We start from the raw sequence: 13,246 nt of genomic DNA, 5'->3' as shown, positions 1-13,246 counted from the left end.
TCAACCCTCCGGCCCATCGGCCGCCTGTTTGACCGCCGATAGGATAGCAGCCGACCGCGCCCGCTCCGCGGCATCCCACCAACGCGGCTGAAAAACCCGCTGTTCACGCACCTGCAGGCCTTCACGCCCCAGCCACACGCGCAGCGCGCCGCTGTCGGCGGTACTGAGCACTTCGGCCCCCACGCCCTGCCAGCGCGCCACCACGGCGGCACGCGGATGCCCGAAGCGGTTGCCATGCCCGGCCGAGACGATCGCCAACTGCGGCGCCACCGCCTGCACCCAGGCCGGCGTGGAGGAACCGGCACTGCCGTGATGCGGCACGATCACCGCCTGCGCGCGCAGCGACTGCGGCGCGGCCTGCAGCAGCAGCGCCTCGCTGGGCGCGCCGATGTCGCCGGCCAGCAGGATCGCCCCATAGCCGGTGTCGATGCGCAGCACGCAGCTGCTTTCATTGCCCACGTAGCGGGTCCGGCCGGGCGGATGCAGGTAACGGAAACCCACATCGTCCCAGCGCCAGCCCTGCCCGGCCACGCAGGGCTGGCTGAGGGCGACCGGCGCGCCGGCGGGCGCCTGCAGCGGCGGGGCGGCAAAGGCCCGGCGCACCGCCGCCACGCCGCCGGCATGGTCCTGGTCGGCATGACTGAGCACCACCCGGTCCAGCCGGCCCTCGCCCAATGCACGCAGGGTCGGCACCACGATCCGCTCGCCGGCATCGAAGCCTGCCTCGGCGGCCGGCCCGGCGTCGTACAGCAACTGGTGCCGGGCCGTGCGCACCCATACCGCCAGGCCCTGCCCCACATCCATCACCAGCAACTCCACCTCGCCCGGGCCAGGGCGCGCGCGGGCCGGCCACAACAGCGGCAGGCACAGCAGCAGCGCCGGCAACCGCGCGCCACCGCCACGCGGCAGCAGCAGCCAGAACACCCCCAGCAGTGCCGCCAGCAGCGCCGCGCGCCCGGCCTGCGGCAACCACCACAGGGCCAGTTCGCTGCGCGCGGCCCAGCCGAACAGCCACCAGCTGGCCTGGAAACACCATCCGGCCAATTGCCAGGGCCAGCGCCCGGCACCGTCGACCAGCGCCTCCAGCGCGGTGCCGAGCAAGGCCAACGGCACCACTACCAGGCTCCACCAGGGAATCGCCAGCAGGTTCACCAGCGGCCCGGCGCGCGAGGCCTGGCCGAACAGTGCCGCCGTCAACGGCAACAGCGCCAGGGTCGCCACCCCCTGCGCGCCCAGGAAGGTGCGCAGCCAGTGCTGGTCGCGCCCCGGCAGGCACCAGACCAGCCACAGCACGCCGGCAAAGCTGAGCCAGAACCCCGGCGCCAGCACCGACAGCGGGTCCAACAGCAGCATCGCCAGCGCTGCCAGGGCCAGGGCCTGTCCCACCGTGGCCCGCCGCCGCGTGCAGCGCGCCGCGGCCACCACCGCGATCATCAGCACCGTGCGCACCGTGGGCAGCGCGAAGCCGGCCACAGCGGCGTACAGTGCCGCCCCGGCCACCGCGCCGATGGCCGCCGCCAGTGGCCGTGGCCACACCCGCCCCAGCAGCGGCAGTGCCCGCCAGCCCAGGGCGGCCAGCCAGGCGGCGACGCCGGCCACCAGACCGACATGAAAACCGGAGATGGCGACCAGGTGGGTCAGCCCCAGTGCGCGCAGATCGTCCCAGTCGGCCTGGCTCAGGCCCCGCGTATCACCCAGTGCCAGTGCCTGCACGAAGCGCGCGCCGTCGCCGCGCACCTGGCTGGCGATCGCCGTGGCCATGCGTTCGCGCCAGGCCGGCAGCCCGGTCGGCTCACCCAGTGCCTGCGCCGCCGGCACCGGCCGCACATAGCCGGTACCGGCGATGCCTTCCAGCAGCGCGTGGCGCTCGGCGTCGAAACCGCCAGGATTGAGCAGGCCGCGCGGCGGGCGCAGGCGCGCACTCAAGGCCCAGCGGGCACCGCCGCGCACGCGCTGGCGCGCCGCCGGCGCAGCGCGCGTCCCCAGGTCATGCCAGCCCAGCGCGAACACCCGGCCGCGCACCGCCGGCGGCATCGCGGCGGTGTCATCGACCTGGAAACGGAAGCGGGTACTGCGCGGCCCATGCTCGGGCAGGCCAACCACCCTGCCCTGCAACGCGTACTCGGTGGCCGCAGCATGGGCCGGCAACTGCCGGTCCAGCGCGGCATGGCCGTGGACACCGGCCCAGCCCAGGCCGAACAGGGCCGCGCCCAACCAGCGCACGCGTGACGGCCACAGCCACAGCAGTATCCCGGCAACGACCCCGGCCAACGCAGGGCCGCGCGGCAGCAGCACCGGCGCGAACACCAGCAGGCACACCCCACACAACAGTGCGGCCGCGCAGGCCTTGCCGAACACCGGCAAGGGGCCAGGCCGCGGACAGTTCGCGAGGTGACGCAGCAGGGGCATGCGGGCAGCCGGGCTGAAAACCACATGCTTGGGCAGGCCGCACCGCACCACCATCGGGAGGGACAGCTATCCAGCGTCGGGAATTACCTCTTGCCGAGCCCGCACCCGGCACGCCAGGCAGGGCGCGCCGCCCCGGGAAATGCAGCGCATACCGCTACAGCAGCACCTGCCGGGTCGAACGCAGGAACTGGTGGATGTCTTGCTCGGCTTCGGTATCGATCATGTACACCGGGCGCTGGCCGTTGGGGCACAGCAGACGCGGCGTGGTGCCGAACAGCCGGCAGATCAGCGGCCGCTCGTGGTACACCTCGCAGCCGTGCTGGCCCAGGTAGGGGCAGCTCAACTCGGCCAGGGCCGCAGCGTGCTCGGCCTCGGTCTTGACCGGCAACCGCGCCATCTCCTCGCTGGCCACCGTCACCGGCCCGCAGCAATCGTGGCAGCCGACGATGCAACGGAACGAGGGAATGCGCTCGCGCAGCTGCAACAGCTTTTCGGTGTTCGCATACGGCATGGCAGGCCCCCAGAAGCAGACGATCGCCGGTACGGGAATCGCGCCGGCATGCAGCGCCGCCGAGCGGACCGGAACAACAAAAAGGCCAGCGCGATGGCTGGCCTTCTTCGTTTCCACCCGCGCCTGCTGGAGGCCGGAGTGGTGGGCGGTACAGGGTTCGAACCTGTGACCCCTACCATGTCAAGGTAGTGCTCTACCGCTGAGCTAACCGCCCGTTTCTTCCCGCTGCGCCGGCGCAATTGCGTCGGTGCAGGCCGCGTATATTACGGGCGTCCCCCGGGAAGCGCAACTGTTTTGTGAAGGCATTTCACCACCGGCGGTTCAGCGCAGGCTGGCCTCTTTCAGCTGGCGGATCTGGTCGCGGACCTGGGCGGCATCCTCGAATTCCAGGTCGCGCGCGTGCTGGTACATCTTCTGTTCCAGCGCCTGCAGGCGTTTGGCGATCTGGGCCGGGCCAAGCGTGCGGTAATCCACCGCCTCCTCGGCCACCTTGCCGACGCGCCCCTTGCCCTTGCCGCGCGATTCCTTCTCGGCCGCCTCCGACCGCGCGCCTTCGAGCACATCGGTGATCGGACGCAACACCGACTTGGGCGTGATGCCATGCAGCGTGTTGTACTCCACCTGCTTGGCACGGCGGCGGTCGGTCTCGTCGATCGCCGCCTGCATCGAGCGGGTAATCTTGTCGGCGTACAGGATCGCCTTGCCGCGCAGGTTGCGCGCGGCGCGGCCGATGGTCTGGATCAACGAACCGGTGGACCGCAGGAAGCCTTCCTTGTCCGCATCCAGGATCGCCACCAGCGACACCTCGGGCATGTCCAGGCCTTCGCGCAGCAGGTTGATGCCGACCAGCACGTCGAACTTGCCCAGGCGCAGGTCGCGGATGATCTCCACCCGCTCGACGGTGTCGATGTCCGAGTGCAGGTAGCGCACGCGGATGCCGTGTTCGGTGAGGTAGTCGGTGAGGTTCTCGGCCATGCGCTTGGTCAGGGTGGTGACCAGCACGCGGTCGCCGAGCTTGATGCGCTCGTTGACTTCGCTCATCAGGTCGTCGACCTGGGTACCGACGGGGCGGATCTCCACCACCGGATCGATCAGCCCGGTCGGGCGCACCACCAGTTCGGTGATCTCGTCGGCGGCTTCGCGCAGTTCGTAAGGACCCGGCGTGGCCGAGACATAGATGCTGCGCGGGCAGCGCGCCTCCCATTCCTCGAACCGCAGCGGCCGGTTGTCCAGCGCCGACGGCAGGCGGAAGCCAAACTCCACCAGCGTTTCCTTGCGCGAGCGGTCGCCCTTGAACATCGCGCCGATCTGCGGAATGGTCACGTGCGATTCGTCGATCACCAGCAGCGCGTCCGGCGGCAGGTAGTCGAACAGGGTCGGCGGCGGCTCGCCCGGGGCCTTGCCGGTGAGGTGCCGGGAATAGTTCTCGATGCCGTTGCAGAAACCGACCTCGGCCATCATTTCCAGGTCGAACTGGGTGCGCTGGGCCAGGCGCTGCGCCTCGACCAGCTTGCTCTGCTCGTATAGCTGTTCCAGGCGCGGCTTGAGCTCGGCCTTGATGGTCTCCACCGCGGCCAGCACGCGCTCGCGGGTGGTGGCGTAGTGGGTCTTGGGATACAGGGTGTAGCGCATCAGCTTGCGCAGGCTCTCGCCGGTGAGCGGGTCGAACATGCTGATCTGCTCGACTTCGCCCTCGAACAATTCGATCCGTACCGCCTCGCTGTCCGACTCGGCCGGGAACACATCGATCACCTCGCCGCGCACGCGGAAGGTACCGCGCTGCAGTTCGTACTCGTTGCGGGTGAACTGCAGCGAGGTGAGGTGGTTGATCAGGTCGCGCTGGTCGATGCGCTCGCCGGTGGACAGGATCAGCCGCAGCGACAGGTAGTCTTCCGGCGCGCCCAGGCCATAGATCGCCGACACGGTGGCCACCACGATCGCATCCGGGCGCGACAGCAGGGTCTTGGTGGCGGCCAGGCGCATCTGCTCGATGTGCTCGTTGATCGAACTGTCCTTCTCGATGAAGGTATCCGACGCGGCCACGTAGGCCTCGGGCTGGTAGTAATCGTAGTAGCTGACGAAATACTCCACCGCGTTGTTGGGGAAGAACGCCTTGAACTCGCCATACAGCTGCGCGGCCAGGGTCTTGTTCGGCGCCATGATCAGCGTCGGTTTCTGTACGTTCTGGATGACGTTGGCGATGGTGTAGGTCTTGCCCGAACCGGTCACGCCCAGCAGGGTCTGCTTGGCGATGCCGGCCTGGAAATTGGCCGTCAGCTTTTCGATCGCCGCCGGCTGGTCGCCCGCCGGTGAATACGGGGATACAAGTTCAAACCGATCGCTCATGGTGCCGCCAATGCCCGGGCCCTCCAGTATACCGGGGGCAATGGTGACGGCCGGCTGAGAAGGTCGCCGACAACCGCATGCGGCGGCCCCTGATGGGACGCGTTGGCTGTCCAGCGCAGGCTGATCTCCCGCCCCAACCTGCCGAGCCCGGCCATGACCCGATCCAGACCCGCGCGCTCCGCCCCTGCCGGCGGCTGGACCCTGCTGGAGGCCATCACCGCGATGGTGGTGCTGGCCACGCTGGCCTCGCTGGCCCTTCCGGCCGGCCAGCAGCTGCTGGACCGCCAGCGCGCGGCCAGTGCCCGGCACCTGGTCAGCAGCCACCTGGCCTTCGCCCGGCTGGCCGCGATCCAGCACCACGCGGAAATCAGCATGTGCCCGAGCACCGACGGCGTGCGCTGCAGCGGCGACCCCAGCGGCTGGGCGCAGGGCTGGATCATCCGCCCCACCCGCGCCGGCGCGGCCACCGAGGCCACGGTACTGCGCCACCAGCAACTGGACTACCCGCCCGGCTGGCACATCCAGTCCAGCATCGGCCGCGCGCATATCCGCTATCTGGCGGACGGCCGCGCACTGGGTACCAACCTGCAGTTGAAGATCTGCAGCGGCGATCATCTCTGGGGAAAGGTGGTGGTCAACAACAGCGGCCGGATCCGCTCCGAGCGCCTGGAGCAGGCCGGCGGTTGCCTGCCCTGAAGGTGCGGCGGCCGTTGCCGCACGGACACGAAAAAGCCGCGATTTCTCGCGGCTTTTCAGTATCTGGCGCCCGAAGTTGGACTCGAACCAACGACCCCCTGATTAACAGTCAAGTGCTCTAACCGGCTGAGCTATTCGGGCGGGGAGGCGCATTGTAATGGCGCTTTTGCCGAAGGGCAACACCTTCGGCGTAACCTGCCCTGCACGCCGCCGCCCCCTGCCCGCACCGGTTTACCAGCACTCGCTCAAGGTGGTCTCGGCGGTCTTGCGGTTGGCCTGGTCGATGGTCATCTCGCCGCACTTGTCCTTGGCCTGGCTGCCCTGCGGGGTGGCGGTGATGGTGAAGGTGGACTGGGTCGTAGCCACCTTCAGGTTGTAGTACGCGGTGCCGCCCTCGCGCGGCGACACCGTGTACGGCAGCGCGTAACCGGCATAGGTGTTGGACGAGGAATGCTGGCGCTCGGCGCGCTGGGCATATTCCACCAGGTCGGCCTTGACCGCACCGCGGCGGCTCTTGCGCACCTGGTCCAGGTACGACGGATAGGCGATGGCGCTGAGGACGGCGATCACCCCGATCACCAGCATCAATTCGATCAGGGTGAAACCGGCCACCATCGACGGGGCTTTGCGGAGGCGATTCATGGTCGTGAGGTCCTGTTCTTTCATGGTCACTGCACCTGGCGCCAGGATTGGCGGCCGCAGGGGTATGGCGCGTACATCGGCTCGCCACCGGCGACGCTGACCACCATCCAGCACGAGTTGCCACCCGGCGGACCGGCACCGCCGCCGCTGCGCAGGCGCGGGATCGCCGAGACACCGACATCCTTGACCGGCGCAGTGCCATCGCCCTTCAGCCCCACCGCAGCGGTGCCCTTGCCCGGACTGGTACCGCCAGGGCTACCGAAGCGCATGTCCGACATCGCCCCGGCACCGGTCAGCGCCTCCACCCCGAACAGCCAGTTCGAGCCGCCGGTCGAGCAGCCCACGGTCTGCCGGTTCGGCACATAGGTCGGCATGAACAGGGTGCCGCCGACGATGCTGGGGTTGCCGACGAAACGTTCACCGGTGGTCGATGGCAGGATGATGGTCCAGCCGCGTGCGTTGGCCGGCACGCCCCCGGCGGTCAAGGTGCGCTCCTCGCCGGTGGTCACCACCGAGTAGACCTGCAGGTTGGATGGTCCCAGGGTCGTGGCCGGGTCGCCGTTGCTGACATCGTTGACGCCGTAAAGCGCCTGCTCCGAAGCGTCGGCCGGATCGTTGTAGAAGGAGAAGCTGCCGGTGCCGAAGAACAGCATCACTCCGCCGCCGGCGCCGGTGGCGGCGGTCAGGCCACCGGTGATCGGCTGGCGGTAGGTCAGCGTGTTGCTGCCGGAGGTTTCGGTATGGGTGGCGGTGGTGAATACCGGGGTGGTGATCTTGGTGGCGGTGCTGCGCAGGTCGAACTTCCACAGCGCGCCGCGCTGGTCGGCCGCATATACGGTGTCGGCGGCGCCATCGCGGCCACGCGCACTCTGCGTCGGGCCGCTCCAGCGGTCGATCGCCACGATGTTGCCCAGGCCGTTGCTGCCGGCCACCGTGGAACTGGCTTCGGCGGCCTCGATCATCGAGGTGGTGCCGGTGGCCATGTCCACCACGAACAGCACGACCTTGCCGTTGACGCTGCCGTAGCCATTGCCGAAGATCGCCTTCCAGACCACGTTGGCGCCCGAGCGGACCGGCACGATCACTGGCTTGCCCAGCACGTTGCCGATGCTGTTGCGCACGTCCAGCGACAAGCTGGTATTGCGGTCGTTGATTTCCCACAGCACGTTGCCGGGGCCGAATTTGGTGGGATCGGTGACATCCAGCGCGAACACCGAGCGGCCGCCGGCGCCGGCGGTGCCGACCACGGCGGTGCGCCAGTTGGTGCCGTCGAACATGTCCGACACGGCCACCGGGCCATCGACGTAGTAACGGTGCTGGAACTTCTGGTCGTTGGTGGAGGACTTGTACGGGAACAGCAGGTTGCCCATATGCCCCAGCGCGGTGGCCGGGATATAGGCCAACCGCTCCTTGCCGCCATCGGTGGTGTCCTGGCTGCTGCCGTTCATGCCGCCGTCGAAGCCGTGCAGCATGCCATCATTGGCGCCCACATAGACCATGTAGCTGTGGGTCTTGATCTTGGTCGCCAGGTAGTTGCCGTACGAGGTGGCCAGGCTGCCGCCGAGCTGGCGGAAACCGTAGTCGTCCAGCGGCGAACTGATCACCGGGTTGGAATTGATGATGTCGCCCAGCAGCGTGGTGCGGTCGCGGAAGATGCCACCATTGCGTACTTCACGCGAGGCATCGCCGCGCAGGTAAGCCACCGCAGTAGCATTGGTGGCGCCGAGGGCGGTGAGGTCCTTGGTGATGAGGTCCTCGGTGCAGACCGCCAGCGGGCCCTTGCACAGATCGGCCAGGGCCACGTTGGTGCTGCTGAAATCCACCGCCGTGCCATTCTTGTTCAGCACGATCTGGCGGCCGGTGGAACTCAGCTGCGTCGCCGCGTCCCAGACCTGGGTGTATTCGGCCACCTGGGTCTTGGGGTTGACGCTGACCTTGGAGGCACGCAGCTGGCTGTACCAGTCGGTGCCCTCGTTGGCGATGTCGTAGCGAGGGATCACGCTGAGCGAGCCGGCGCCGATGCGCGCACCGGTCGAGCCAATGCTGCCCGACGGCGAGCCGCCGGCGCTGATCGAGGACAGCACGCGGCGCATCGCCGCAGTGACCTCGGCCGGGGTCTGCGCGTTGATGAACTCGCCACGGCTGTTGATCGCCGCGTGCCACAGTTCGTCGATCACGGTGCCGTCGTCGACCGCCACCGGGTTGCCGTTGCCGTCCCAGTTCGGTGGATTGGTGTAGGGGTCGTCGGTGGCGGCCTGGTTGACCCCGTAGATCTTGCCCCGCGCGCCCAGGGTGACGCCGTAGAAGTTCATGTGCAGGTTGGTCTGGCAATCCAGCCGCTTCCACGCCGGCGTACCGACGTCCAGGGTCTTGCACTGGTTGCTGACCGGTACCTGCCCGGCCGGGAAGCCGGCGTCGTTGCGCAGCGGCGTCCATGTGGCGCCACCGTAATAGGCGGCGGTCACGTCGGCGATGGTGTTGTTGTAGGAATCCTTGAACGGCGCACCGTTGAAGGGCACGGTGTCGGTACCGTCGGCATTGGCGTAGCCGCTGACCGTGCTGGAGGTATTGGTGTAGCCATCGGTGAACAGCATGCCGCCGTTCTTCTGGCAGGCCAGTTGCACCGGTGCGCCGGCATCGGTGCGCCGGAACTGCCTGCCCAGGTAGTCCACCGCCTGGCGGTTGGGGGTGCCGCCGTCCGGGGCCAGCTTGTAGATCTGGGTGTACAGGTCGGCCTTCCGGGTGGCCATGTCGTACATGGTCACCGGGTTGAGGTTGTTGATGGTGAAGTAACCCACCCGCATGTTGTTGACATCCACCATCGCATGGCTGGCCGAACCGACGATGGCCAGGATGCGGTTGCGGTGGTACTGGAACCAGTTGGCGAAGTTCTGGATCGCCGCGTTGTAGGCGGCGGTGCTGGCGTAGTTGTCGCTCTTGATCTGGTAGCGGCGCATGTTGCAGTTGGGGCCGCAGGCACCGGCAATCACCGGGCGATAGGTGTCCTCGGTACGGTAGCCGGCCGGTGCCGGAGCGTTGGCTGGCAGGTAGAAGGTGGCCGGGAAGTAGTCCACCGCGATGGAAGTATCACTGGTGATGCTGCGTGCGGCGGTACGCCACCCGTTGTTCTGGTAATAGCGGGTACCGGTACCGGTCAGGTCCGGAATGGTCATCCCGTTCAAGAACTGGAAGTTTTCACCGGTACTGGCGCGGTTGCTGGTCAGGTTGTAGGTCGTGGCGTAACCGGCAAAACCGTTGCGCGGATCGACACGTGCCGCAGTGGTGGACGCGTTGGCCCACAGCGTACCGTCGGCATTGCGCCAGGGCTGGTAGGTCTCGGCAGGGTTGTAATAGCTGGCGTTGTAGGTGGGCGAGCGCGCGAAGCCGAAGATGTCCAGCGGCGGAATCGCCCGGCCCGGCGAGTAGCTGGCGTTGTAACCGGCATGCGGGTACAGGTACAGGTAGCAGTCGTTATTGCCGCAGGCGCCGCCGACGCTGAAGAACACGCCGGCAGAACGGAAGAAACTGCCGTTGCTGCTGTTCCAGCGCAACGCGCCGTCGCCGCCGGGGAACATGCGTTCGAAGGTCATCGAGTTGGAGTCATCGACGGCCATGATGAAGGCCGGCGGGGTCTGCACCTGGTTGTTGAGCGGCTCCTGGGCGAGCGCGCCCTGGGCCTGGGCGGCCATCAGGCTGTAGACGAAGTAGCCGCCACCGGCCAGCAGCACCGCCGACGCGGCGAGCAGGGACTTGAACTTGCGCGACATCATTGCGGCAGCCCTCAGAGCTTGAACACGGTATCGATCGCCGATGACGAAGTGCCATCGGCGTTGGTATCTGCGGCATAACCGGTGATCTGGTAGACCGGGGTGGGTGCATCGAGCGGCTTGCCCATGTCCAGCGCGCCTTCGCCCTGGATGCAGCCCTGGATCTGGCGCACCTTGACCAGCGGCTTGCTACCCAGCCGGGAGTTGCGCACCCACTCCACCGGGTCGTAACCGTCATCGCAACGTTGTTCGATGTCGGCGCTGCTGACGATCGGGTCGCTGCCGGCCGCTTCGCGGTTGGCGATCTTCTCCACCGCGTCCTCGGCGCTGCGCACCGCGCCCTCGGAATTCTGGAAGGCCAGGTTGGTGGCGCGGTAGTTGGACGACATCTTTTCCTGCATGCCGGCCACCTGCATGCCGACCACGCCCAGCACCGCCAGCAGGATCAGCATGATCAGGGCCACATACAGCACCGCGCCACGCTGATGGCGTGCCGGTGCTGCGCGCCGGGACCGGATCGAAGGGGTATGGGTGTTCATGGCGGTCAGTTCCCGAACAGGCGGTTGCGCAGCGCCACCGAGACTTCATAGCTGGCGCGGAAGCGCTTGTCGTCGGTGGCGGGCGGGACGATGGTGGTGCCCAGTACGCCCAGGTAGTTGTCGGCCACCTTGGGCGCCTCGGCCGCGGCCTGCTGGGGGCTGCGTGCGAGCAGGCCGACCTGGACCAGGCCGACCCGGCGCCACTGGTTCACCGCGGCGGCGGTGGTGGCGGTACTGACGCCGTTGCCGGCCTGCTGCTCGACGATGTTGCCGGTCGGCGGGGTGGCGCGGCTGATGTTGGCGGTGGCATCCAGGCCATACAGCAACTGCAGGCTTTCGATGCCCTCGACCAGTTCCTCGCCGGCGCCATAGGCGCCATTGGAACCGGCGCGGGCACGGTACAGCGCCGGCTCGGTGCCGTTGTTGGCTACGTAGTAGACCACCGCCTCGGCCCGGTACAGCATGGTCACCGCGTTGTTGGCCGCGTAGCGGGACAGGTCGGTGGCATCGGCGGTGACGGTGGTACCGGCCAACGTGCCGGTGAACACTTCGGCGCGGTTGCAGTCGGCGACGCCGAACACCGTCGGTCCGCCGCTGACCCCGGCCGACAGGCGCTGGGCGCCGTCGCTGCTGATGCCGACCTTGGACTCGGTACTGGCCGAGGTCAGGCTGGCGATCGGCACGCCATCGGGATGGAAGAAGCGCAGCACCAGAATGTCGCTGCCCGGGCTGGGGGCCGGCTTGAGTCCGGTGATGCTGGCCGGCGCGGCGATCGCCGGCTGCCAGGCCGCACCGATGGTCAGCGAATTGGTCGGTGCGGTACCGCCGGCCTCATAGCCCTGGATGGGCACCGAGAAATCCAGCGGCACGCCGCTGCCGGAGACCACGCCAGCGATGTGGTAGCCGATCGCGTTGTTGCCCTTGACCACGTGGGCCTGGTCGTTGACGCAGCCGAAGTGGCCGGCCATGCGCAGGTCGCGCTGCAGGAAATCCAGCGCGAAACGCGCATTTTCCTGGGTACGGGCCAGGCCTTCGGACAGCTGCGAGGCCGCGCGCGAGGCGATGAAAATCTGCACCACGCCCAGCATCATGATCAGGCCGATGACCATGGCGATCATCAACTCGATCAGCGACAGGCCGACCATGCGGCGGCGGGAGGAAATCGCAGGGCTCATAGCTGGGACACCAGGCCGAAGGAGGTAAGGGCGTCGGGGTCCTTGGCGTCCCAGCGCTGGTCGCCCCAGCTGATCGCCACGGTGACCTGGCCGTTGTTGTACTGCACCTGGGCACTGGCCTTGTCGCCCAGGGTCTTGACCACCTGGCACTGCCAGCGCGCCACGTTCTGCTGGGCGGTGATCACCTTGCCGGTCGGCCAGGCGCAGGCACCCTTGCTGGTGATCGAGCCGGCAGCGAAAGACGCATCGACATAGCCGCCGCCGTTGAGCGTATCGGCACGCTGGGCGCGCATCAGGTCGATCAGGTCGTAGGACAGGTTGGTGGCCTGGGTACGGTAGTTGGCGCTCTGCACGAAACGCACGTTCATGGTCTGCAGCAGGGCGAAGCCGAGCAGGCCGAAGGCCAGCACCAGCAGCGCGATCAGCACTTCGAGCAGGCTGAAGCCACGCGCACGCTGGCCAAACCCGGTGATATTCCTGCGTTTCATGAACATGTCCCTCGTGCAACCCGGACCTGGCCGGAGAGATTCACCGTCAAGGTGCGGTTGGATTCGCCGGCCTTGCACTTCACCGGGGCCAGCGCGATCTGCTGGTTGGCGGCACTGCGGCGGCGGCCGCGCGCGTCGAAGGCGATCAGCGTCGGTGCCGACCCGGTCACGGCCAGCTCGGGCGAGCCCTGGGCGAAGCGCAGCACGGTGTCGCCGCCGTTGAAGCTGCCGTTGCCGTCCAGGTCCGACCAGGCCATCAGGCCGTCGGACCAGGTGCCGTCGCAGGCGGTGCCCTTGGTGCTGGCGCAGATGCCGGCGCCCTGCTTGTTGCGGACCGCCTCGCTGCGGGCCAGCGCCAGCATCCCCATGATTTCATTGTTGGAGGTGCTGACCCGGTTGGAGCGGATGGTGCTGGTGAAGTTCGGGAACGCGATCGCCGCCAGCACGCCCAGGACCACCAGCGTGACCATCAGTTCGACCAGCGTGAAACCCTTGGAACGGCGTGCAGACATGGAACGCTCCCCAGCGTGATGGCATAGAAGATGGACGACCGGCCGGCCGCCGGCAAGCGGCGGCAGGACGAACGGTCGCCCGGGGGCGACGGGCGTCAAGGCGTTGACGCCCTTGGCCCGTGTCGGGCGGTACCGGCCCCTGCCCGCTCCCCCGCCGCTCC

The 13,246-nt window shown here is 68.1% G+C and carries 10 protein-coding genes and 2 tRNA genes; 1 reads left to right on the top strand and 11 read right to left on the bottom strand.

Going from position 1 to position 13,246, the window contains the following annotated elements; genetic code table 11:
- The 4 genes from AC3ITM_RS07080 to uvrB all read right to left on the bottom strand — a co-directional run bounded on the left by AC3ITM_RS07080 (position 1) and on the right by uvrB (position 5,266).
- Positions 1–2,409: a DNA internalization-related competence protein ComEC/Rec2 gene (locus AC3ITM_RS07080; protein ID WP_489269432.1), complete on the bottom strand. Its 2,409-nt coding sequence runs from the start codon at positions 2,407–2,409 to the stop codon at positions 1–3.
- A gap of 154 nt (positions 2,410–2,563) precedes the next feature.
- The gene (locus AC3ITM_RS07075; protein ID WP_489269430.1) at positions 2,564–2,920 is read right to left on the bottom strand and encodes a YkgJ family cysteine cluster protein; all 357 of its coding nucleotides are present in this window, start codon (positions 2,918–2,920) and stop codon (positions 2,564–2,566) included.
- A gap of 139 nt (positions 2,921–3,059) precedes the next feature.
- Positions 3,060–3,134 (bottom strand) — tRNA-Val (locus AC3ITM_RS07070).
- A gap of 107 nt (positions 3,135–3,241) precedes the next feature.
- Positions 3,242–5,266: an excinuclease ABC subunit UvrB gene (uvrB, locus tag AC3ITM_RS07065; protein ID WP_489269428.1), complete on the bottom strand. Its 2,025-nt coding sequence runs from the start codon at positions 5,264–5,266 to the stop codon at positions 3,242–3,244.
- Between the two features lie 153 nt (positions 5,267–5,419).
- On the opposite strand from uvrB, the gene AC3ITM_RS07060 reads away from it, so the two are divergent.
- The gene (locus tag AC3ITM_RS07060) at positions 5,420–5,962 is read left to right on the top strand and encodes a GspH/FimT family pseudopilin (protein ID WP_489269426.1); all 543 of its coding nucleotides are present in this window, start codon (positions 5,420–5,422) and stop codon (positions 5,960–5,962) included.
- 64 nt (positions 5,963–6,026) lie between these two features.
- Here the strand turns inward: AC3ITM_RS07060 and AC3ITM_RS07055 are convergent.
- The 7 genes from AC3ITM_RS07055 to AC3ITM_RS07025 all read right to left on the bottom strand — a co-directional run bounded on the left by AC3ITM_RS07055 (position 6,027) and on the right by AC3ITM_RS07025 (position 13,085).
- A tRNA-Asn gene (locus AC3ITM_RS07055) sits at positions 6,027–6,103 on the bottom strand.
- 90 nt (positions 6,104–6,193) lie between these two features.
- On the bottom strand, positions 6,194–6,604 hold the full coding sequence (locus AC3ITM_RS07050) for a type IV pilin protein (RefSeq protein ID WP_489269424.1): 411 nt from the start codon (positions 6,602–6,604) through the stop codon (positions 6,194–6,196).
- A 26-nt stretch (positions 6,605–6,630) separates the two neighbouring features.
- Positions 6,631–10,374 (bottom strand): pilus assembly protein, encoded by a 3,744-nt coding sequence (locus tag AC3ITM_RS07045; protein WP_489269422.1) that lies wholly within the window; start codon positions 10,372–10,374, stop codon positions 6,631–6,633.
- Between the two features lie 11 nt (positions 10,375–10,385).
- A complete protein-coding gene (locus AC3ITM_RS07040; protein WP_489269420.1) occupies positions 10,386–10,910 on the bottom strand; it encodes a pilus assembly PilX family protein in 525 nt (174 codons plus the stop codon).
- A 5-nt stretch (positions 10,911–10,915) separates the two neighbouring features.
- Entirely contained in the window at positions 10,916–12,085 is a 1,170-nt protein-coding gene (locus AC3ITM_RS07035) for a PilW family protein (protein ID WP_489269418.1), read from the bottom strand.
- Positions 12,082–12,573 (bottom strand): type IV pilus modification protein PilV, encoded by a 492-nt coding sequence (gene pilV, locus AC3ITM_RS07030; protein ID WP_228887189.1) that lies wholly within the window; start codon positions 12,571–12,573, stop codon positions 12,082–12,084. The genes AC3ITM_RS07035 and pilV overlap by 4 nt, the downstream gene beginning before the upstream one ends.
- The gene (locus AC3ITM_RS07025; RefSeq protein ID WP_489269416.1) at positions 12,570–13,085 is read right to left on the bottom strand and encodes a GspH/FimT family pseudopilin; all 516 of its coding nucleotides are present in this window, start codon (positions 13,083–13,085) and stop codon (positions 12,570–12,572) included. The genes pilV and AC3ITM_RS07025 overlap by 4 nt, the downstream gene beginning before the upstream one ends.
- Positions 13,086–13,246 lie beyond the last annotated feature (161 nt).

This window comes from Stenotrophomonas sp. KH_029, from assembly GCF_057839765.1.
Note: the sequence above shows the minus strand (reverse complement) of the source record. Positions and strands in the feature narration are given on the sequence as shown.

Coding starts and splice junctions, on each gene's coding strand:
- AC3ITM_RS07045 (WP_489269422.1), bottom strand. CDS start 10,374: ATGATGTCGCGCAAGTTCAAGTCCCTGCTCGCCGCGTCGGCGGTGCTG.
- AC3ITM_RS07080 (WP_489269432.1), bottom strand. CDS start 2,409: ATGCCCCTGCTGCGTCACCTCGCGAACTGTCCGCGGCCTGGCCCCTTG.
- AC3ITM_RS07040 (WP_489269420.1), bottom strand. CDS start 10,910: ATGAACACCCATACCCCTTCGATCCGGTCCCGGCGCGCAGCACCGGCA.
- AC3ITM_RS07025 (WP_489269416.1), bottom strand. CDS start 13,085: ATGTCTGCACGCCGTTCCAAGGGTTTCACGCTGGTCGAACTGATGGTC.
- pilV (WP_228887189.1), bottom strand. CDS start 12,573: ATGAAACGCAGGAATATCACCGGGTTTGGCCAGCGTGCGCGTGGCTTC.
- AC3ITM_RS07060 (WP_489269426.1), top strand. CDS start 5,420: ATGACCCGATCCAGACCCGCGCGCTCCGCCCCTGCCGGCGGCTGGACC.
- AC3ITM_RS07035 (WP_489269418.1), bottom strand. CDS start 12,085: ATGAGCCCTGCGATTTCCTCCCGCCGCCGCATGGTCGGCCTGTCGCTG.
- AC3ITM_RS07050 (WP_489269424.1), bottom strand. CDS start 6,604: ATGAATCGCCTCCGCAAAGCCCCGTCGATGGTGGCCGGTTTCACCCTG.
- uvrB (WP_489269428.1), bottom strand. CDS start 5,266: ATGAGCGATCGGTTTGAACTTGTATCCCCGTATTCACCGGCGGGCGAC.
- AC3ITM_RS07075 (WP_489269430.1), bottom strand. CDS start 2,920: ATGCCGTATGCGAACACCGAAAAGCTGTTGCAGCTGCGCGAGCGCATT.